Origin of the sequence: Vibrio jasicida CAIM 1864 = LMG 25398 (genome assembly GCF_000400365.1) — a bacterium.
Classification (GTDB): domain Bacteria; phylum Pseudomonadota; class Gammaproteobacteria; order Enterobacterales; family Vibrionaceae; genus Vibrio; species Vibrio jasicida.
Genome location: NZ_BAOG01000039.1, coordinates 40,121 through 62,041, shown reverse-complemented (window position 1 = coordinate 62,041; position 21,921 = coordinate 40,121). Strand labels below are relative to the sequence as shown.

20 protein-coding genes are annotated in these 21,921 nt (G+C 42.5%); 14 read left to right on the top strand and 6 right to left on the bottom strand.

Translation table 11 applies throughout. The features are described from left to right. Window positions 1-72 precede the first annotated feature (72 nt). The gene (locus VJL_RS11225) at window positions 73-546 is read right to left on the bottom strand and encodes a CreA family protein (protein ID WP_038870808.1); all 474 of its coding nucleotides are present in this window, start codon (window positions 544-546) and stop codon (window positions 73-75) included. Window positions 547-758: 212 nt separating this feature from the next. Between VJL_RS11225 and VJL_RS11220 the strand changes: the two genes are divergently transcribed. From VJL_RS11220 to VJL_RS11210, 3 genes are all read left to right on the top strand, one after another. Then, window positions 759-1,268 (top strand): hypothetical protein, encoded by a 510-nt coding sequence (locus VJL_RS11220; RefSeq protein ID WP_038870806.1) that lies wholly within the window; start codon window positions 759-761, stop codon window positions 1,266-1,268. Between the two features lie 71 nt (window positions 1,269-1,339). After that, window positions 1,340-3,094, top strand: coding sequence for an HD domain-containing phosphohydrolase (locus tag VJL_RS11215; RefSeq protein ID WP_038877940.1), 1,755 nt, complete (start codon window positions 1,340-1,342; stop codon window positions 3,092-3,094). Window positions 3,095-3,331: 237 nt separating this feature from the next. Then, window positions 3,332-4,000 carry an HAD-IA family hydrolase gene (locus tag VJL_RS11210; protein ID WP_038877938.1) on the top strand — a complete coding sequence of 223 codons (669 nt, stop codon included), beginning with the start codon at window positions 3,332-3,334 and terminating at the stop codon, window positions 3,998-4,000. Between the two features lie 482 nt (window positions 4,001-4,482). Here VJL_RS11210 and VJL_RS11205 read toward each other — a convergent pair whose 3' ends face one another. Further along, on the bottom strand, window positions 4,483-5,913 hold the full coding sequence (locus tag VJL_RS11205) for a methyl-accepting chemotaxis protein (RefSeq protein WP_038870800.1): 1,431 nt from the start codon (window positions 5,911-5,913) through the stop codon (window positions 4,483-4,485). 605 nt (window positions 5,914-6,518) lie between these two features. Here VJL_RS11205 and VJL_RS11200 point away from each other — a divergent pair. Both VJL_RS11200 and VJL_RS11195 read left to right on the top strand, forming a co-directional pair. Continuing rightward, window positions 6,519-7,115 carry an acyl carrier protein phosphodiesterase gene (locus VJL_RS11200; protein ID WP_038877936.1) on the top strand — a complete coding sequence of 199 codons (597 nt, stop codon included), beginning with the start codon at window positions 6,519-6,521 and terminating at the stop codon, window positions 7,113-7,115. A gap of 75 nt (window positions 7,116-7,190) precedes the next feature. Continuing rightward, on the top strand, window positions 7,191-8,447 hold the full coding sequence (locus VJL_RS11195; RefSeq protein WP_038870796.1) for a DEAD/DEAH box helicase: 1,257 nt from the start codon (window positions 7,191-7,193) through the stop codon (window positions 8,445-8,447). 31 nt (window positions 8,448-8,478) lie between these two features. On the opposite strand, the gene VJL_RS11190 is transcribed toward VJL_RS11195, so the two are convergent. Next, a complete protein-coding gene (locus tag VJL_RS11190; RefSeq protein ID WP_038877934.1) occupies window positions 8,479-9,267 on the bottom strand; it encodes an EAL domain-containing protein in 789 nt (262 codons plus the stop codon). 194 nt (window positions 9,268-9,461) lie between these two features. Then, complete coding sequence (locus VJL_RS11185; RefSeq protein WP_038870794.1) at window positions 9,462-10,094, bottom strand: hypothetical protein; 633 nt, start codon at window positions 10,092-10,094, stop codon at window positions 9,462-9,464. 130 nt (window positions 10,095-10,224) lie between these two features. Between VJL_RS11185 and VJL_RS11180 the strand changes: the two genes are divergently transcribed. The 3 genes from VJL_RS11180 (at window position 10,225) to VJL_RS11170 (ending at window position 11,746) form a co-directional block, all read left to right on the top strand. Next, window positions 10,225-10,467, top strand: coding sequence for a DUF2164 domain-containing protein (locus tag VJL_RS11180; RefSeq protein WP_038877932.1), 243 nt, complete (start codon window positions 10,225-10,227; stop codon window positions 10,465-10,467). Window positions 10,468-10,640: 173 nt separating this feature from the next. Next, complete coding sequence (locus tag VJL_RS11175) at window positions 10,641-11,180, top strand: cytochrome b (protein ID WP_038877930.1); 540 nt, start codon at window positions 10,641-10,643, stop codon at window positions 11,178-11,180. Then, complete coding sequence (locus VJL_RS11170; protein ID WP_038877928.1) at window positions 11,177-11,746, top strand: YceI family protein; 570 nt, start codon at window positions 11,177-11,179, stop codon at window positions 11,744-11,746. The genes VJL_RS11175 and VJL_RS11170 overlap by 4 nt, the downstream gene beginning before the upstream one ends. 99 nt (window positions 11,747-11,845) lie before the next feature. On the opposite strand, the gene focA is transcribed toward VJL_RS11170, so the two are convergent. Continuing rightward, a complete protein-coding gene (focA, locus tag VJL_RS11165) occupies window positions 11,846-13,297 on the bottom strand; it encodes a formate transporter FocA (protein WP_038870786.1) in 1,452 nt (483 codons plus the stop codon). A gap of 287 nt (window positions 13,298-13,584) precedes the next feature. On the opposite strand from focA, the gene VJL_RS11160 reads away from it, so the two are divergent. After that, window positions 13,585-14,490 (top strand): LysR substrate-binding domain-containing protein, encoded by a 906-nt coding sequence (locus tag VJL_RS11160; RefSeq protein WP_038870783.1) that lies wholly within the window; start codon window positions 13,585-13,587, stop codon window positions 14,488-14,490. Between the two features lie 285 nt (window positions 14,491-14,775). Further along, entirely contained in the window at window positions 14,776-15,255 is a 480-nt protein-coding gene (locus tag VJL_RS11155) for a DUF1097 domain-containing protein (protein WP_038877926.1), read from the top strand. Between the two features lie 162 nt (window positions 15,256-15,417). On the opposite strand, the gene VJL_RS11150 is transcribed toward VJL_RS11155, so the two are convergent. Then, window positions 15,418-17,049 (bottom strand): ATP-dependent endonuclease, encoded by a 1,632-nt coding sequence (locus VJL_RS11150; RefSeq protein WP_038877924.1) that lies wholly within the window; start codon window positions 17,047-17,049, stop codon window positions 15,418-15,420. A gap of 273 nt (window positions 17,050-17,322) precedes the next feature. Between VJL_RS11150 and VJL_RS11145 the strand changes: the two genes are divergently transcribed. The 4 genes from VJL_RS11145 to VJL_RS11125 all read left to right on the top strand — a co-directional run bounded on the left by VJL_RS11145 (window position 17,323) and on the right by VJL_RS11125 (window position 21,919). Further along, window positions 17,323-19,065 carry a bifunctional metallophosphatase/5'-nucleotidase gene (locus VJL_RS11145; RefSeq protein WP_038877922.1) on the top strand — a complete coding sequence of 581 codons (1,743 nt, stop codon included), beginning with the start codon at window positions 17,323-17,325 and terminating at the stop codon, window positions 19,063-19,065. A gap of 527 nt (window positions 19,066-19,592) precedes the next feature. Beyond that, window positions 19,593-20,612 (top strand): TerC family protein, encoded by a 1,020-nt coding sequence (locus VJL_RS11135; protein ID WP_038870773.1) that lies wholly within the window; start codon window positions 19,593-19,595, stop codon window positions 20,610-20,612. A gap of 279 nt (window positions 20,613-20,891) precedes the next feature. Further along, window positions 20,892-21,083, top strand: a complete 192-nt coding sequence (locus VJL_RS11130; protein WP_005424996.1) for a hypothetical protein — start codon at window positions 20,892-20,894, stop codon at window positions 21,081-21,083. Window positions 21,084-21,220: 137 nt separating this feature from the next. Then, window positions 21,221-21,919, top strand: coding sequence for a DUF1223 domain-containing protein (locus tag VJL_RS11125; RefSeq protein ID WP_038870771.1), 699 nt, complete (start codon window positions 21,221-21,223; stop codon window positions 21,917-21,919). The last annotated feature ends 2 nt before the right edge of the window (window positions 21,920-21,921 follow it).

Genomic DNA, 21,921 nt, shown 5'->3' with positions numbered 1-21,921 from the left:
TTCCGTTTTATTGCAAAGAAATTTGCCCGCTGAAAAATTCAACGGGCTGCTGTTTTTACAAACAATTTAGACTTAATTTGTCGGATTTACCGTCGGTTCTACATACGCTTTTGTTCCATAAAGAGGGACAGTAGACAGGCTGTGTTTGAAGCTGCCTTCTGTTTCTTTGGTCGTGTAAGACAAGTAAAGCAATGTTTGGTTTTCTGGATCGTAGATACGACGTACTTTCATGGTTTTGAAGAAGATACTCTTTGACTTTTTAAAGACCACCTCACCCGATTTGCTCTTGTCAATTTTTGCAATCATCTCTGGTGTGATATCGCCTGTTTGACGACATGAGATGGAGCTGTCACTTGGATCAGACAAGCTTAGGTTTGCTTCAATAGAGGCAATATGACAAGTCACACCGGTAACGACCTCATCTTGAAGATGACCGATCTTGATATCTTTCATTGTGAACATGCCCAGTGAAACATCCCCAACTTCGTTATCGCTACATCCAGCTAATACCGTCACCAAACCCAAAGCAAGCAAGCTCTTTTTCATTTTTTCATCCCTTAAATAGGCAAATTTATCGAATCAATTTATCAGACGTACGCAGTTAAAACAAAATTTGGCGTTACCTCAGGAGTTTAGCTAGGTTTGTAAGAGGCTTCATGCTAATGTACCGTTCCATAACGGGTGACGCCTATATTTCTAATCAAAGTCCCGTCTTTACTCGCTGCCAATGTATAGCGTGTAGCTCTGAAGGTAATAAAATGAACGAACAACAGTTAGAAAGTATTCAACGTAAAAATGCATGGCTACATGACTTGGTCGAGGTCGAGTTTCCAACTAAGGAAAGCTTAGAAGGACGAGCGACTTACTTTCGTGCTCTTGAGACGCAAGAATACCAAGTTATGGGTAAATCAGAGTTACTCGATAGTGATAACGCGTTAGGCAAAGACGATATTTTCCTTGTTGATTTTCATCGACTTACTGTGATGTTTTCTATTCTTCAGTCACAACGTTGGGCGGATAAGCACGACCAAGAAATGATCATTGAGTACCTGACTCAAATCATTCTGACCCCGGATTTTGAACTGTATGTTGGCTTCAAAGAGGGTGAAGCTGTGGGAGCGGCGATTGTTAGCCAACATGAGGAAAATACCCTCATCTCTGATATCGCTGTTTCTCAAAAGTTAGATAAATCAGACTTTATCGCGGATTTAGCAAAAAAATTGAACGACGATCAAAAGTTGTATGAAACAATAATAGTAGAAAATTGATCAATGTCGTGCTCAGTTAAGAGTTCGACATTTAGTATGTGCAACATCATTTCTTCTCGGCTGGGTATCACATGGTTAAGCGTTTGACGCGTTTATTGGCTCTTTTATTGTGCCTAGGGACGGCTGCAGTCAATGCTGACGAAACTGATTGGGAAATCAAACGAGTACTGGTTTTACATTCTTATGAACCGTCCTATCAATGGACGAGTGATATTCAAAATGGCATCGAAGAAGGTTTCGAACAGACCAACAGCGAAGTTAAACTGTCTATTGAATATCTTGATGCTAAACGTATTCACTCCGATGGCTATTTTCAAAGGATGGCCAACTACCTACAGCTGAAATATCAAGACTACGAATTTGATGGTGTCATCATCTCTGATGACGCTGCCTTGCAATTCGCCAAGAAATATTTACCTAACGCTGAACGTTCAACGCCTTTAGTGGCGGTCGGTATCAACGATACTTCGGCAAACTTAGATACCTTGAGTTCTGCCGGAAGTGTGCTCTATGAGCAAGACCGTGTTGTCGAGAACATTAAGTTAATCAATCAAGTACGCCCACAAATCAAAAACTTGTATTACTTAGCTGATCGAAGCATGACCTCTGAATTAATTCACCAACGTGTTGTTGAAGAAATGCAGAAGTACCCACAGATAAATCTGATTGAGCTGCGTGATGAAACACTCGCTGAAGCTTCAAGCATGTTGGCAAAGGTAAGCCCAAATGATGCAGTTTTATTGACGCACTATAATACCGAAGCTGAGCACGGACATTACCACTCATATCAAGAAGTCGCGCATGTTATTGGCTCAAAAAGTGGAGCGCCAGTATTTGTGTTGTGGGAAATGTACTTGGAAGAACCCGGAATATTAGGTGGCTTTGTCAATCGCTCTAAGCAATATGGATATGAAGCCGCAGAATTGATGTCAGGTAAACTTGGTTTGTCGATAACAAAGGTGGATGATGAGCTTATCTCTGAAGCAGTGCTCGATTTCGTTGCTATTCAAAAATACGGCATCAGCCGCTTCGATATACCGAAAACGGCCCACATCATTAACGCGCCACCACCAGCAATTCAAGTCAACGTAAAGCTATTGCTGTTCGCCTGCGCCCTCATTATTTTGTTGTTTATGGTGATTGTCAGTCAGTTTATGACGATACGCCAACGTAAAGAAATTGATCGCAAAAATCGTAAGATAGTGACGTTGCAAAAACGTACCTTAAGCGTTCAAAAAGAAATGATTCACGTGCTTGGTGAAGCGATTGAATCCCGCTCGGGTGAGACCGGGCAGCATGTTAAACGTGTCGCGAGGTTATCCGCGACATTGGCTGAGTTCTGCGGTTTGAGTCATCGTGAAGTCGAGATGATTGAAATTATAAGCCCAATGCACGATGTGGGTAAGATTGCGGTGCCTGAATCTATTTTAGATAAACAGGGCAAATTATCCCCCCAAGAATGGGAGGTGATGAAGCGACATACTGTGAAAGGTTATGAGCTGCTAAATAACCGCGAAGGTGAACTGACTAAACTTGCCGCTATCATCGCCTATGAGCACCATGAACGGTGGGATGGTACTGGCTACCCAAATGGATTGAAAGGTGAGGACATCCATCTATTTGCACGTATCGTTGCTATCGCAGATGTGTTTGATGCATTGCTGAGTGAACGTTGTTACAAGCGCGCTTGGACAATCGATGAGGTGGTAGAGTTATTTAAACGTGAGCAAGGTAAGCATTTTGACCCCGCGTTGTGTCAGTTAGTTCTCGATAATCTTGACGACTTTATAGAGGTTCGTTACTTATTCCCAGATAACGAGGTGTAAGCAAGCCATACCTACCGAGTGAAGTTTCATATTTCTTCAATTTGGATCTTCATTCGGTGATCTTGCTTAGAAAATCGTTAATTCCTCTTTCTCATTTCCACGAAATGCCAACTCAGTCGTTTAAACATTTTTAAACTTATCTATCATGAAGAAACATATTTAGTACCAATAAATAAGTCAATAAGATCAAATAAATTGGTTATTAGTGTTTTTTATTATTTAGCGTCGGGGGAAGTCATGGCTATTAACAATATTAAGTGTGTCATTTTTGATTGCGATGGCACGCTCGTGGATAGTGAGCGTCTGTGTTGCCAAGCCTTGGTTAATGTTTTTAGCCAGTATGGGGCAGAGATGACTTTTGATGAGTGTGTTGAACATTTTAAGGGCGGTAAACTGGCCGATATTCTACGCGATGCTAAGGTTCTGATGAATATTAACGTATCGATTGATGTGCTAGAGCCACAATATCGTACTGAGTTGCAAAAACTGTTTGTTCGTCACCTACAACCAATGGATGGCGCTAAAAAACTGATTCAGTTTCTCGATGAGCACAATATTGAGTATTGCGTTGCTTCAAATGGCCCGAAAGATAAGATTGAGTACGCCTTAGAGCTCACAGGGTTGTTGGGGGCATTTAAGGGGAAAGTCTTTTCCGCTTTTGATGCAAACAGTTGGAAGCCAGAACCTGATTTGATCATGTACAGCGCAATGAGCATGGGATTTTTACCAAGTGATTGCCTGTACATCGACGACACACCAAAAGGCGTTGAAGCCGGATTGAATGCGGGTATCAAGACCGTTCAGCTGTATAACGGTGCTGCTGTAAATCTCGTCGACGATGAGCGAGTCATTCGTATTCAGCACCTTGATGAACTAAAAGAGCAGCTCTTAGGCTGCTCCGTTTAGTGACATACGTTACTCAAACTGTGGATATGCTTGAATTTAGTTTGTAATAGTGGTGTTTGATGTAAGCATTGGATGGAAGAGAAGTTTTTAGTGTGAAACCCGCAAGAAGCACATGTGAATTTCTCACCATCTGATGAAATCATATATTCATCGCATTGGCAGAGCGGACACTGAAGATCTTCAGCGTTGTGAGCTTTGTTGTAATTATTCATATTATTCACCAGCAGCAAAATTGATTGGCAAGATCTAGAATAGCTGAACGCCTATCCTTTGAACATTCTTTCATCAAATACAGAAGATTATTTCGATTCACTTCAAACTAAATTATATCGGTGCTTTCTTTAAACTCAATTTAATTAAGTTCTCCCACTTTTGATACGAAAAAGAAATGACGAAACTTAGTGGTAATAATGAATAGATAACGTAATAAACAAGAAAAAGGGCTTCCAATTGGAAGCCCTTGTCGTAGGAAGCGGTTTGCTCTAAGCGGTACGATAACGCTTTAGTATTTCACCTAAAGAGTTTGATGCTTTGGTCAGATTGGTGACTCCCGATGTTGATTGCTCGGCGACTTCTCTGATGGTGTTTGATTGGGAGCGGATATCGGCCAGCTCGGAGGCAATGTCATTTGCGACAGCACTTTGCTCTTCCGCTGAAGTCGATATTTGAATACTCATGTCCATTAATGAGCGGGCCGAACTCGCAATTGAAGCTACATCGCCACCTATCTCATCAATCAAATGACTGCTTGTTTGTGCTTGTTGAACGGTACGGTTGGTGATCGAGGCAATGTTTTGGCTTTCCGTTTGTAGTTTTTCAATCATCGATTGAATCTCAACGGTGGCTTGTTGTGTTCGACTTGCAAGCGTACGTACTTCATCGGCTACCACTGCAAAACCACGGCCTTGTTCACCAGCACGGGCAGCTTCAATTGCTGCGTTTAAAGCGAGTAGGTTGGTTTGTTCAGAAATGGCATTGATTGTGGTAATCACTTCGTTAATTTGAGTGGTGTTTTCATTGAGGCTTCCAACTGAAGCAGACGCCTGCTCAATATAGTTTGATAATGTCTCAATTTCAGATATGACACTCTGAACACGGATACGACTCGTCTCAATTTGTTGTGTATCTTGATCGGACTGCATCATCGCTTGTTGAGAGATATTCGATACTTCTTTTGCGGATGCTGTCATTTCTTCCATTGCCGTCGCAACAGAATCAAGCGTTTGATATTGGTGCGTAATCTGTGTCTCACTCCGACGCATGTCTTTTTCGAAGGCCGTTGAAGTCTCGCTCAATGTGTGTGCGTTGTTTTTTACGTTGTTGACTAGGTCAGTCAACGTATCCATCGATTTATCGAGTGCGCAGCCGATTGTGCCAAACTCGTCTCGGCCAGGATGAAAACCAAGACGTGAAGTTAGATCGCCATCGCCGATTTTCTCAGTCGTCGTATACAGTACCCACAGTGCGCCGCCGATAAAGGTTGCGACCCAATACGAAAACAAACCAAATGGGACAATCCATAACATGCTAAGAAGGAAAGTTGTTAAAGCGTCTGTTTTAGCTTGTTTATATTGGTTAGATAAGTTTTGCGTTAACTGAATCGCTTGTCCGGATTCGAGTTGAGAGTATACCGTTACCGTACCATTATTGAATTTTGGGTTGTTTTGAGCGCTGACGTTTACCAACCCGCCTATATTACGCAAATTTTCGGGTTGGGCTTGCACCACACCAGAAATTGTCGCTTGTGCAGAAGCAATCGAGCGTTGCTCAAATGCCTGTATGTCATTGAAATATCGGCTTCCTGCCACTGAAGTTAGAGCTCCCAGAAACAGGAGGAAAATGGCCCACATTTTGTCGTTGATAGACATTTTAATGAATAGCTTATCTATCGTTCTAAACTCTACTTCTCTCATTTGTTACTCCATTTGAGATGAAAAGGATGGTGTACAAGTTATGCGACTATCGAAACAAAATATGCGATAGGAATCAGCAAAATATGTAACAGTCAGTTGATGTATTTCAAAATATGAGATCTAAATTCACAATAAACGGTTTGTCGTATCTTTTAATGACAGAAATATTGATTAACCATGACAATGAGCCTTTGTGTTTATGGAGTCAGTTGGGCGGAGGGGGTTATAGAAGAGAACAATCGATGCAAACGTTTACTTATGATTCCTGTCATAGCTTTCTAAATCTTTACTTCTCGCTGTCATGAATGTGTCATATAAAGTGTATAAAAAGGAGTTGCTGTCATCGATGAAGAAAAGAAATGACAGTGAAGATTGAAGCGGGTTGCTTCAGGAGATGTAAAACAAAGGAGGTCACAATGAGCGACCAATACCAAAACGACGAATGCCTAGAGTTGCTAGATGCACTTGAAATCGGTATTAACTTGTCGGAATACGTAGGCTCAGAAGACGAAGCCGAATAAGTACAATTAGTACTCTCACCGCGTCACAACAGACGTTATAATAAGTTCATGTAAGACGAGCCAAAAGGCCACTCACAGCGTCTAATGAACTTTCTAGCCCACCTGCATATTGCACAACATTGTAATAGCCATTTAATGGGAAACTTGCTTGGAGATTTCGTAAAGGGAGATCCAAGCAAGCAGTATCAAACTGACATTTCCAATGGCATTAAACTCCATCGCTTTGTTGACCGCATCACAGATCATCACCCCATAGTAGAAGAATGTAAGCCGCACTTTACTGGTGTCGCCCGTCGTTTTGCGCCTATTGCGCTTGATATGTTTTGGGATCATTGTTTGGCCAAACATTGGGACAGTTTTTCTTCTGAATCGTTAGATTCGTTTGTCCACAAAGCTTTCAAACAAGTCGATAACCAAATCACAGATTCATTGCCATCAAGGTTTTTACTGATACATAACCGAATGTGGAGTGGTGGGTGGTTACAATCTTATCGCCAATTGGAAAACATAGAGTTTGCGTTATATCGAATGTCTCAACGTACGCCTCGTATGGCGGATCTCACCACAACGTTTGAAGTATTGGATAAAGAGTATTCAACGTTAGAAGCAAAGTTTCCTGCGCTTTATCAAGATGTTCTGAGTGAATCGCGAGAATTCTACCAACAACTGATCAATTCATAGATTGGCAGAGTCTAAAGGTAGTCGGACTATCAAGGCTCTGGTAAACTCTGCGCTCCAAAAATTATGAGGTTTATCATGTCCGTTAATTTCGCTGATCTTGGCATTGAACAACATTTGGTGGAGACGTTAACTGGTTTAAATATCGTTACTCCAACACCTGTGCAGGAAAAATCTATCCCGCATGTCTTGGCCGGAAAAGATCTACTTGCTGCAGCTCAAACAGGCACAGGTAAAACCGCCGCATTTGGTTTGCCAATTATCCAAGCCGTGCAGCAAAAGAAACTGAACGGAACACCTCAAGCTCTGATTTTGGTGCCGACGCGTGAACTTGCTCAACAGGTTTTCGATAATCTAACGCAATACGCTACCAACACTGAGCTCCGCATCGTTTGTGTCTATGGTGGCACAAGCATTGGCGTACAAAAGAATAAGCTTGAAGAAGGAGCTGATATTCTTATCGCGACTCCTGGACGCTTACTTGATCACTTGTTTAACGGCAATGTAAACATTTCAAAAACGGGAATACTTGTCCTTGATGAAGCCGACCGTATGCTAGACATGGGCTTCTGGCCAGATCTGCAACGTATTCTTCGTCGCTTACCTGAGAGCAAACAGTTCATGCTATTCTCTGCGACATTTGAAAAACGCATTAAAACCATTGCTTATAAATTGATGGATGAACCCGTTGAAGTCGAAGTGTCTCCACCAAATACGACTGCCGAAACGGTAAAGCAAATGGTGTACCCAGTTGATAAGAAGCGCAAGCGTGAACTATTGGCGTATTTGATTGGATCTCGTAACTGGCAACAAGTGTTGGTATTCACTAAAACCAAACAAGGTAGTGACGAACTGGCGAAAGAGCTTAAGTTGGATGGTATCAAAGCTGTGTCGATTAATGGTGACAAGTCGCAAGGTGCTCGTCAGCGTGCACTTGATGAGTTTAAATCAGGCAAAGTTCGCGCTTTGATTGCAACTGACGTCGCCGCCCGTGGCTTGGATATCCAGCAACTAGAACAAGTAGTGAACTTTGATATGCCTTTCAAAGCTGAAGATTATGTTCACCGAATTGGTCGTACTGGCCGAGCTGGTAAATCTGGTTTAGCTGTGTCTTTGATGAGCCGAGATGAAGAGTATTTGTTGCACGCTATTGAGAATTTGCTCGATCAACGTTTACCACAAGAATGGTTAGAAGGTTTCGAGCCGAGTCTAGTTGAAGAAGTGGAACCTGAAAACAATAATGGTGGTGGCCGACGTAAGAGCCGTTCATCAGAAAAACGTAAACTAAAAGCGAAATTAGCGATTCATAAAAATCGTGGTAAAAACCGCCGATAGAAAAGGTGATGGCGTCTATCAGTAACTCTGATTACGCCGTCTTAGCTTCTTGGTAGGCTTCAAGGGGTTGAGGCATCGCCAATAAGTAACCTTGATACATATCGAAACCGAGTTTTTTCATTAAGTTAAGTTGATGCTCGGTTTCAATTCCTTCAATAACGGTTTTTGAACGAATATCTTTTGCGAGATTGAGTGCTTCCATCAAGCAAGAAAAGTCCCCATTTTCATATCTGAGTAAAAGTGACCGGTCAATTTTAATAATATTCGGTTTTACGCATCGAACTCGCTCAATGGTAGAAGCGTCAATTCCGTAATCATCAATCGCCAGAAGATAACCATTGTTGATCAACTCCTTCGTGGCTTTATATAAGAAAGCTTCATCACTGGCGTCTAATTCCACCAATTCCATGACGATCTGCTCCCGCCTTAAATCAGCTTCAATAATCGCTTGTTTGAGTAGATTGCTGTATGAAACATCTTTTGCCAACATTTCCGCGGCTTTAGGCAGAACATTCAAAAACAGCTTCTTATTACAAAACTTTGATTGACCAAAGTTACTGATGTGAATGAGACGGCTGAGACGTTCAACATTGATTTGGTCTTGGGCGGGGATAGTGTTTGAATGGAAGAACTGATCAGGTCTGATCATTAATCCTTCTTGGTTACTAATTCTAACCAATGCTTCGAGACCGATGATGGAAAGATCTTGTTTATAGATAGGCTGAAACACACTACGCAACGTGAGTTGATTGTATTGTGCTATGTACTGCCCATCGGGTTGCTTCGATATGCAGCCAAGCAGCTGCGAAATACTCATCATTATTGTTGTAACCTAGACCAATGCTCTTTACTGATGCTTAACTGATTGTTGTGCATCTAGTTTTACTTCAGTAGTTTGAATCTAAGCGGGGGCTTGCTCCAAGGCAAGAGAGTTAGCACTCGATAAACAGAAATATCGACCAGCATCAAACAAATGGATGAACAGGCTGATAATCTACCCGTTGCAATTTGATACTACCACTGTAATACCGCATAAAGTTGGAGGTATTTTCTGACCAATTGTTGTTTGTTTGAACGACGCAAAGGGTGGCCAAATTTAATGTAGCAAGGGCTAATCCCAAACCTACCATCCAAAGAATTGCTCAACTGCGATTCGCTCGTAAAGAGCGTGATTCCTTGCTCGGTATATTCATTAATTGGCTCAGGAAGTTCACCCATCCACCAGTGTAAAAGTTCTCGACTGGTTTTACTGCGGCTAATCCAATGGTCACTGACCAAAAACAACAAATCATTGGGTTGTAGCGCATACCCATATTCACTTTGCCATTCGGTAATAGAGGAGAGCAGGTTTTCTCGGCAAGAATTTCCTGCGCTCACCATATGGTGGCTTAGTACCCAAACCGTACCCATTTCAGAAGAAATACGATAATGATGAGGTAAATCTGGTGCATCGAGCACTTCGATTGGTTTAATGACACTGCTATAGCCAAAATGGCGGAAGGTGTGTTCCATACGTCTTGCAAACGCGAGTCCAAGGTGATGTTCACTCATGCCTTGGTTATGCACCGCAGGATAATGCTTCTCACAGAGTTTGAGACAATCGTCCTGAAAATCATTGACACTTTGGATGACTAAGTCGAGTAGCAAAGAATATCCCTTAACGGTTAACAAAATGAACGGCGAAAGGTTAGCATAGTCCTTTTAGGATAGACTAATTTGGAGAGGCAACTTCTTGATCTAAACATCAATTTTGAGAATGGAACAGTATAGGTAGAACATGATCAAACTAGAAAGAGCACAAAAAGAAGCGTTAGCTTGCGCAATTCAAGATTATATGCAGGATGAATTGAGTGTGGAAATCGGCCAATTCGACAGTGAGTTTTTAATCGACTTCGTAACAGAAAAGCTTGCTCCGATTTATTACAACAAAGGAATTGAGGATGCGAAGTCAGTGATTGAAAGACGCATGCTAGAAATGACCGATGAGTTGTATGAAATTGAGCAAGAAGTTGATATCTAAGTGTCAGTTTTTTAAATGATCTGAAGTTCCTTCTAATTTTTCGAACAACTTGTTTAAAAAGGTGTTATTGGTTAGATGTAAAGGATGGTAAATAATCTGTTGCATACAAGGTAAATAAGTTAATGTCGTGTTTCTTGCTCAACATCAACTTAGGAATATATCTAGGACGTGAGATGGATACACTGGTAAAGAATTACAACCTAACTGCACGACTTATGCATTGGCTATCTGCTCTTTGCATCATCGGTTTATTTGCTGTGGGTTTGTGGATGGTCGACCTTAGCTACTACAGCGAATGGTATCGCACTGCACCACATTATCACCGCTCTGTGGGCATTTTATTAGCAACCCTCACTTTGGTACGCATCGTATGGAAGCATGTGACGGCGTCACCAAAAGTGGAAGGGAAACCTTATGAAGTAGTAGCAGCGAAAGCCGCACATGGTGTGATGTATCTATTGCTCATCACCATCTTTATTTCAGGTTACCTCATCTCAACATCTGATGGTCGCGGTATCGAAGTATTTAATTGGTTTACGGTGCCAGGGGCGGGGGAATTGTTTCCCGGTCAGTCGGATATTGCAGGTGAAATTCACTTCTATGCAGCTTGGGCAGTAATCCTAATGGCAGGTTTACACGCAGCTGCTGCACTCAAACATCACTTTATCGATAAAGACAACACATTAAGAAAAATGTTAGGAGCTTCAAAATGAAAAAGTCACTTTTCGCTACAGGATTAGCAATCGCTATGGCACTACCTTTTGGTGCTAACGCTGCAGATTACGTTATCGATACGAAAGGTGCTCACGCATCAGTTAACTTTAAAGTTAGCCACTTAGGTTACAGTTTCATCAAAGGTCGTTTTAATACATTTTCTGGTGACTTTTCTTTTGATGAAAACAACATCGCAGATTCGAAAGTAAATGTAGTGGTTGATACGACAAGCCTTGATTCAAACCATGCAGAGCGCGACAAACACATCCGTAGCGGTGATTTTATTGATGCCGGTAAGTTTGGCGAAGCCACATTTAAGAGCACCAAAGTTGTCGACAAAGGCGACGGTAAGTTAGATGTAATAGGTGACCTAACGCTACATGGTGTTACAAAACCAATTACGATTACTGCTGAATTTGTTGGTGCAGGGAGCGACCCATGGGGTGGTGAGCGTGCGGGCTTTATTGGTCAAACTCGTCTAGAACTTGCTGACTTCGAAATCCCAGTAATGGGGTCTTCTAGCTACGTGGATATGGAACTGCACGTGGAAGGTATCAAAAAGTAACCTTCTTGCAGTACAACAGAGTTTCCAAATGATGAAAGCGCTCTTAATTAGAGCGCTTTTTTATTGGTGCCAACCGTATATTGTCAGTATTTATATTGTTTATGCGGTTTCTAGAACGTTATCTTCAACAAGGTTTAAGCGTTCGCCGTAAACTGGGCGCAGAGCTTTAAGCACTTCATTACGTGTTACAACGCCAACCATCAACCCATTTTCTAGAACAGGGAGTACCTGAGGTTTGCTTACTTTAATGCTTTTTGCTCGCTCTTCTAGAGAAAGAGACGTTAAGCGTGTAGCCATCCCCATACTTGTTGTCGGGTATAGTTGTTCTTTGTCAATGCAAAGGAATTCAACGACATCAACTAGACGGTCATTGGCATCAATTGCCACGACATTACGACTCATCAAATCTACGACTTTCTGTTCGTTAGCAGGAATGTAGTCTTGGCACCACAATTCAACCATCACATCATGAGCAGAAAGGAAGCCAACTAGACGGTTTTGAACATCAACAACAGGTGCACTGATTAGATTGTTATCCAATAGGGTATCAAGTGCAGTTGCTACTGGCATTTCTACGCTTAGCGTAACTGGCGTTGGGTTCATGATTTCTTTAACGATAGATGCATTTTTCATAGTGCTTTCCTTAACTGACGTGAGTGTTGTAGTGTTTGTAATTGATGCAACTTTTGCTGCTTTTAATTCTGGGCGACGGTAAATACACCAGTTAGCCAAGCCAACTAAGACGGCACCACCGACGATGTTGCCAAGTGTCACTGGAATTAAGTTTGCAGTAATAAAGTGACCGACATTTAAATCTGCGTATTGAGAAGCTGGTACACCGACTGCAGTCCAGAACGACTCCGGTGCGAAGTTTGCGATAACGATCCCCAGCGGTACCATGAACATGTTTGCAACACAGTGCTCGAAACCACTGCTGACGAACATGGCAACTGGCATGATGGTCATTGCGGCTTTAGTCATTGCATTTGCAGAGCTGAATGTCAGCCAAATAGCTAAACAAACAAGTAAGTTACAAAGAATGCCTAGTGCGAATGCTTGTACTAAGGTGTGGTGCAATTTATGTTGTGCGATGTTCAGTGCATTTAAGCCCCACTGACCCGCGTCCATTGTGTACAAGCCTGCCGCACTAACGAGAGCCAGCAAGAACATGGCACCAATAAAGTTACCAACGTAAACTTTGCCCCAAATCGAAAGCATTTTGCCGAATGAAATTTGTCTGTTTGCCCAAGAGATGCTCGAAAGCACAGAACTGGTAAACAACTCACCGCCGCAAATCACGATGAGAATTAAGCCCATACTGAACGCTAAACCACCAGCAAGACGACTAAGACCCCAACCAGCGTCAGCACTGCCTGTTGTTACTGTGATGTAGAACAGGAAAGCCAATCCGATAAATGCGCCTGCCATGATGGCCAAACCCAGTGTCATGCCGCTGGTTTTATTTGCCTTACTTAGCGCAAACTTCTCAGCTTCAGCCATCATTTCTTTTGGAGAAAAGTATTGATGATTTTCAGAGCTGCTCACCGCCATGTTGACTCCTTAGTTTGTGGTTCCATAGAAACTCCTTAGTTAATGAAATCGAGGTATTTAATGCGCTCGAAAATGAAGGTGTTAATTGTGTTTTGTTGCGGTGTTCCCGAACCGCATATCCAGATTAAGCACTCAGGACGTACAGGTAAAATTGATAATATTTAGAATCCTCATCAAATTATTTGATAAGTTCTGTAGGGTAGGTAAAATGAACCTCATTGCGTATTTACGCATGGATTTTGGGGTCGCGAGGGTATGAGGAATACTCGCCAATTAGGGAGACAACTTTGCGCTACTCACTTAAGCAATTAGCGGTTTTTGACGCAGTTGCAGACACCGGCAGTGTAAGCCAGGCCGCAGATAAACTGGCTTTAACACAATCAGCGACAAGTATGTCGCTTGCGCAATTAGAAAAAATGCTTGGCAGACCTTTGTTTGAAAGGCAAGGCAAGCAAATGGCCCTAACGCATTGGGGGATGTGGTTAAGGCCAAAAGCTAAGCGTTTATTACAAGACGCGCTGCAAATAGAAATGGGATTTTATGAGCAGCATTTGCTGAGTGGGCACATTCGATTAGGTGCCAGTCAAACTCCGGCAGAACACTTGGTTCCTGACCTTATCAGTATCATTGATAACGACTTTCCAGAGATGCGAATCTCACTTGGAGTACAAAGTACGCAAGCCGTTATTGATGGAGTGTTGGATTACAAATACGATTTGGGCGTGATTGAAGGGCGTTGTGACGATAACCGTTTGCACCAAGAAATTTGGTGTCGTGATCATCTTACTGTAGTCGCAGCGTCTCACCATCCGTTTGCTCGTAACGATTCGGTTAGTCTTGCTCAGTTAGAACATGCAAAATGGGTTTTACGTGAGCATGGTTCTGGTACTCGCAAGATTTTTGATAGCTCTATTCACCATCTCATTGAAGATCTCGATGTTTGGCGTGAATATGAACACGTCCCAGTGCTACGCAGCTTAGTAGCGAACGGTCAATATCTTACTTGTTTACCTTACCTTGATGTAGAGCGATACATCGAAGCGGGTGAACTGGTGGCACTAAACGTACCTGAACTAAAAATGGATCGAACGTTGTCGTTTATCTGGCGTGCGGATATGGCGGAAAACCCATTGGTTGATTGCATCAAGCGTGAAGGTCTACGAATGATGAAAGGTAAACCTTCGGTGCTTTAAACGATATCTGATATAAATTGACCGAATTTTTCAAAAGGCTCTGCATTAGGCAGGGCCTTTTTTGTGATTTTTGATCAATTCATTATGATTTTGTTATTTTCGAAATCTGTTGATTTATCGGTTGCGTCAAATTTAACGTGTAAAAAATGAAACGATATGAAGTTTAATGTGATCTTAATCACCGAAGTGATAGGACTATATGCCTAGTATTGACTGCCTGATTTCAATGTATGAAGGCAGTTCTCAAACCAATTCGGTACGAACTAGCAAGCGGGTAAGAATACCATGACAACACTTTTAGCAATCTCTATTACTACTGGCATTCTCTCTGGCGTGTGGGGCTGGATCGCGATCTCCCTAGGCCTGTTATCTTGGGCTGGCTTTCTTGGCTGTACAAGTTACTTTGCATCCCCGACAAGTGGCTTAAAAGGCTTAGGAATTAGCTTAATTACCAACTTGAGTGGTGTTTTTTGGGCAATGGTGATCATCTATGGTTCTACTTACGCAGGGCTAGAGATTCTTGGCTACGTAATTACTGCTGTTGTTGCGTTTTTCATGTGTATTCAAGCCAAGCAAGCTTGGTTAGCGTACATCCCTGGTACTTTCATTGGATCATGCGCGACTTTCGCTGCTGATGGTAACTGGCAACTTGTCGTTCCATCACTGATCTTAGGTGGTGTGTTTGGTTACCTGATGAAAGCGACGGGACTTTGGTTACATGCGAAATCAGCCGCTACTTCTTCGCTTGCTGAGCAAGTACAGTAGTGAACCCCCGATCTTATTTGTATCCGCTGTGTATTGAGACTTATCCCGCTCAATACAGTTAATCAAAATTATTGATTCTTGATACGAGCACACCAAATTGGTGTGCTTTTTTTATGTTTGTATTTCCGTTTCGCTTATCAGCAACATAAGTCACCGGCACGATCAGGTGTTGCCGTTCGCCATCGTTACTACTCGTTTTAGGGTCCAACGAAGCAAGACAGGGATGCATTCGACACCTCGTTCTTCGCAATGGGCAACGATAGCAAGGGCTAAATCTGGCTTTGCTTGTTTCTTCAAAACACGATTAACTACTTTTTTCGCAGGGATCGGGTGGTCATGAGGGATCTTAACAATGTCTTTAAAGAACAATTCGAACCCGTTGTTATACAAGAAGTGTTCAATGTCTCGATCTGGCAATTCGGTTAAGCGATGGCGTTCCTGATCATTATCTAAGTGCGCTCGAACCGTATGTGCGTATTTTTTCCCCGCGGGGTCTCCATCGGTAACAACGTGCCAATCAATCCCAAACTCTTTGGCCACTTTGATGAGTGACTTCAAACCAGACTGTGCAAACTCAACAATTTGAACGCCCTCCGCCGCTAAATCATATCCGCATTGGCGGGCGAGTTCGTTAAATAGCCATACTTCAGTTTCTCCCTCAACCAATAACCAACAGCGCGCAAAGAGTGCACCAGCACGGTGGAAGCGAATGTGGAAGCCAATCCGTCTCAATTGATCGACACTAAATCGGTTAGTATTGAGTGACTTTGCAACGGTCTTGTCTGATAAACGAACTAAACGTCGGATAGAGGCCAATGGAACAGAACCGAGCAAACGGGCACTGTTGGTTGTAAGAATTTTCTGCATTGGTAATAGCTGCAACAAACTCCAAGCACGCGATAAGTGGGTAGGGTGTAAACGACCTTCTGGATCTTCAATGATTAAAACAGGGCGAGCGCAGCGCCTCAAGTCGGTTGGACCTTTTGCTTGCAAATACGCGTTTAGTAAGCCCATTAAAAGCAATCGACTTTGTTTGTTGTTGGTTTCTTTAAGAAACTGCGCAAGGCCTTTTTCAGAGGAGGGGCTCGCATAGAACAATCCGTCGCGTGGCTTTCTTGGGTTGCCTTTTTTAACACTTCGGAAAGCAAAGTAGTGTTCAACCAAAGTTTGCATGGAGCCTAGACTACTTCGTACCTCACCTTTGTTGACATGGCCGGGCATGGCAACTAAACGACGACAAGTGTTGTTAATCCGTTTTTCAATACGTGCATTTTTGCTGTCTCCATTGGTGGGAGGAGCAGGGAAACGACGTGAGTCGCGTAAACGAATCACTGGATGCAGCGTCATGAGTTCAACCGCGAGCTTTTCTGAATGGTGCAGTTGTTTTGGTTCACCGTCGCAATCTAGAAAGGCGTACTTTGTCGTCGTGTTATGGCCGTCTCGCGTGGCACTTATACGGTAATAAATGACGTGCTCATTGTCTGCATTGATACACCATGTCGGCTTTATACGACGGTAACGACCAGCATTCACTTCTTGTTTATCTTGCGCCTTAAAACACAGGATAATTTGTAAATGCTGCGATTGCGGATGGGCGATGGCGTAGTCAACGTGGAAATCAGTCATCTCAAACTGATAAAGAGAACCGTCAGCAGGAAGGGCAAGCGAAAGCGCATCAAGTAATGATGATTTGCCCCAAGTATTTTCACCAATCAAGGTGGTGAGTTCGTCAAAAGAGAGTGACAGGCGTTTGATGCCTCTAAACCCAGAGATTTCGATGCGTTCTAGTCTCATCTCACTCCTCCTTGCAATTATTTGAATTATAGAGAGTTCTTTTGCTTCTCCTAAGCATATATGAAATTGGTCTAATCGAGTTAAGCTCAGTTCACAAAATTAAGAGCATTCACCCTAGGAATGCAGACCGTTTAGGCGTAAAGTCGCTTTCATAATTGTACGCAAGATGAATCTTGATCACGTTAAAATGAAATGACAATTTCTCTGTTTCATAAAATTCATGATTCTGTCATGATTCAATTCTAATAATTAAAAGGAATGAAAAGAGAGAAGATGACAATGAATAAAAATCATAAGCCAGTCAGAATCAAACTGGCGCACATCAATGACACACATTCCTACTTTGAACCAACGTCATTACAACTAAAACTCAATATCGATAACGAACGTACACTGGAGCCTTACGTGAGCGCTGGTGGTTTTTCGCGTATTGCAACGCGCGTAGAACAGCTTCGCGATGATGCTCAACGCCAAGGTCAGGGCATGTTGTTCCTTCATGCTGGTGACTGTTTTCAAGGCACGTTGTATTTTTCCCTATTTAAAGGCAAAGCAAACGCTGATCTGTTAAATGCTCTAAACATCGATGCCATGGCTTTAGGCAATCATGAATTAGATATGGGGAATGAGCCAGTCGCGTTGTTTTGTCAACGTACTCACTTTCCACTGCTTGCGGGCAATTGGGATTTGTCGAATGAGTTATCGAGCAAAGATCACCGTATGAGTGATTGTGACAATGTACTGAGCTTCGATACTGCAACTCAAAGTGCGCAATATTTGATCAAGGAATTTGATGGCGAGAGAGTGGCCATTTTCGGTTTGTCTATTGATAAGATGAGCGACATTGCAAACCCAGATGCGGATACACCATTCATATCTGCAATTGAAACCGCAAAGCATACGGTTGAACAGATTAACCAAGCGGGTATCAAAAATATCATTCTTTTAAGCCACTTAGGTTACGAAGGCGATCTTGAATTAGCATCCAAAGTAGAAGGTATTGGCATTATTGTCGGCGGTCACAGTCATAGGTTACAGGGTGACTTTGCCGCTATTGGTCTAGGTCAAGACGACCCTTATGGCATTAAAGTTAATGACACTTACGTTGTGCAAGCTGGTTATCATGCGCTGACGATGGGGCATTGTGTGCTTGAGTTTGATGAAAGCGGCAAACCGACCATGCTAAATGGCCAAAATGAGTTGTTGCTTGGACGTCGAATCTTTTGGGACTCAACGTTAAACGAGCAGCTCGATCAAGGTGTGTTTGAGGAAGCGTGTGACTTTATTCATGGTCAGCCAAATGTGGTGGTGTGTAAGAAGCACCCTGAAACACAGGCAATTTTGAGTGATAAATACATTCCGCGAGTGCGCAAGTTGCAAGCACAAGTCATTGCAAACGTAGTGCAGAAAAAGCGTCATGTTCGAGTGCCCGATGAATTCGGTGGTAGCGAGCTTGCGCCATCCGTTGCACACTCCTTTCTTTATAGTTTGAACAAACGTGGTCATCAGGTTCAATTTGCAATTCATAATGCGGGTGGGGTGCGCACTTCTCTCAATCCGGGAAAGATCACCGTGGCAGATGTTGCCGGACGATTGTTGCCATTTGCCGTGCCAATTGGCTGTTATGATGTGCAAGGTAAAGCGATTCGTCTAGCATTGGAAGGCGCAATCAATAATGCACTCAACAATGGCGTTGAAGGCACTGGTTCTGGTAGCTACCCATATACGCATAACTTGAGCTTTGAATACGATGCGGGTGCGGCCAAAGGACAACGCATTAAAAAGTTAGAAATTTTTGATGGGGATCGTTGGTCACTGATTCAAGAAGAAGAGTGGTATCGCGGGGCATCCTCGGCCTACACAATGAAAGGTAAAGAAGGCTATGAAGCCTTGTTAAACATGAAAGGTGAAGGGTTTGTGAGTAACCTTTCTATGGCCGATTGTTTCATTGAATTACTGACCGATGAACCAAACTGTTTGAACGAAAATCACAAAGTTTATTCCCAAAAGAACCAGTAAAGCTTATTGGTATCCTTTTTGCTCTCTTTCTGTTGCACATGCGATTAAGAGGGAAGAGAGTATGTGGAAAAAAGATTGGGCTGATGCAGCGGTCGTCGTTGCGTGGGTCGCGGTTTGGTCAACACTGGTTTATTTTGTACCATTAACTGGTTTGTAAACCCGATAAGTCATCAAAAAGGAGCACAACCGTGCTCCTTTTTTGTATTTATCATCCAGTTGATAGGTGCTGCTGATAACTGTTCTTCACAAAATACTTTGTTTTTATCGATAAGTAATTTTTGTTGGAGATCGCTGCAGGCAGGGGTATGATGGCGGTGTTTGGGGAGTAGTTAGCGCAAGTTTATTTATCGTCATCTCGTTAAGCATCAGCTTATCCGGTAAATAAAGGTGATACTTGATTCATCAAGTCGTCACTTCAACGAGACCAACGCATTCATTGATTAGCAGACACATGGGTAATGTGACTGCTGGTTTGTATTGTTTGCGGAAGGTCAGCCCGAATAATGTCCTTCCGCTCGGGAGGAAGCATGTCTCTTATCGAAAATACCACCCAATTATCCCAGTCTGTTCCACTGCAAGAATCACTGACAATGTACGGTGTATTCGGCCTATTTACCTTGGTTTTAGTCGCTCTCGATATCTATCAGACTCGTGGCGGCGTGATTACCATGAAAAAAGCGATTGGTTGGAGCGTATTCTGGTTCTTATTAGCGTTTGTCTTTGCAGGTTCTATCTATTTCTTTTGGGATTATTACGCGCCTCATAGCGTTTATACTCACGAAAAGGCGACCATATCATTCTTAACGGGTTATTTGCTTGAGAAATCGTTAAGTGTCGACAACTTGTTTGTTTTTGCGATTATCTTTGCGCAATACAAGGTGCCAGAACATTTACGTCCTCGTGCTTTGCTGTGGGGGGTCATTGGTGCGTTAGTGCTACGTGCAATCATGATTGCTGTTGGTGCGCAGTTGTTGGCTCAATACCACTGGGTGCTTTACCTATTCGCGGCATTCCTAATTTGGACTGGTATCAAGTTAGCGCGAGATAAAGGCGAAGAAGAAGAGGTGAACCCTTATCCTGAGCAATTCATTCGCAAGTTCTTACCAGTGACAGACAAGTATCAAGGCAACCACTTGATCTTAAAACAAGCAGGTAAGTGGGTTGCAACGCCAATGTTGATCGTTGTTGGTGTGATTGCGGTGATGGACGTTATGTTCGCTTTGGATTCTATCCCTGCGATCTTCGCTGTTACACGCGAACCGTTCCTAGTTTTAGCGGCAAACGTATTTGCTTTACTTGGCTTACGTTCATTGTACTTTGTACTTCAAGCGATGTTGGATAAGTTTGTTTACCTAAAACCAGCGTTGTCAGTCATCATGATCTTTATCGGTATCAAGATGCTGCTAGTCGGAACTCAATATGAAATCCCGACGGTTTGGTCATTAACGTTCTTGGTTACGGTCATGACGGCGGCGGTTATTGCGTCTATTTATAAGAACAAATCTAACGATAATTCTAGCGTTAATATTACTAATCAGAACTCTTGATGATTTTGTAAATTCAAAAACACTGGAAAACGATTTCAGTTAAAAAAATGTTGCATTTAAACTTGGATTTACCTACGTAAATCCAAGTTATTCAACTAAAGATTTCAATTTGTGAATAACTATTCATTTTGGTGGCTTTTGTATTCTGGGTGTTTGTAAATACCTTGTTTCATTAGAAAAACTAATTTGAATGAGCAAATTTTGTCATTTTTTGCTCAATGAAAAAATGACTAATATACAACCAACGAAACAAATTACTGCTTTTAAAGAGAGGCAATCATGGCACAAGCAATGCAAATGACAAATGTAGCTTTACCAACCTCTATGGATAAGAAAACCTACTCGGTTAACTTCAAAGGATTGATTGCTCACCTACTAGACATTCTTTTTGTAGACAATTCTGCACCTCGCAGCTACTACGCAGAAGATTTGTCAGCACATATTCAGAAAGATATCGGTATGTATCGTTAATCTGAATATAAAGCGAATTCGAAATGCCGGCTTAATCGCCGGCATTTTTGTATCTGAAATCTACACTTCTAAAACAGTATTGAAAGCTATCTTTAGGTAGCACGGTCATAGTCAGTAGTTACAAGAAGGAACTGTCTATGATTGCTATATCAACTTTGTCTATTCTAGCGAGCCTTTCTGCTTCTCAAATATGGTCTCATGAGGGGCGGCCTGCCCAAGTCATCGAACTGTTTACTTCAGAAGGTTGCTCTAGTTGTCCACCTGCAGACAAATACCTTTCCACGTTCGAATCCAACCCTGATTTGTGGGGAAAGTACATTCCCGTTGCCTACCACGTTGACTATTGGGACTATCTTGGCTGGAAAGACAAATTTGCAAAGCCTGAATTCTCTCAGCTGCAACGTTTGTATCGTGCTTATGGTGCGGTAGGGAGTGTTTATACTCCGGCATTTGTCGTTGATGGTAAAGAATGGCGCGGCTTCTTCAACTGGCGTGAGCGTGTGTTACCAAGCAACCACAACGATAAAGCTCAATCTTTGGTTCTAGAGCGATCTGGCAACCAATTCACCCTGCGATTTGAAGAGGTGGGTATGTATGATGCGACGATTGTGTTTCTCTCAAATAATGAAACCACACCAGTGAAAAGGGGTGAGAATCGAGGTAAAGTCCTTGAGCATAATTTTGTGGTATTAGAGAAACAACAAAGTCGTTCAGAGAATGGACATTGGACGTTTAAGCTCAGTCAACCGTTAGATAATATTGATGCCGTTGCGGCTTGGGTGACTGAGCCTGGTACCTTTAACCGTGTACAGACGGTTGCAGGAGAAATTGATTAGAA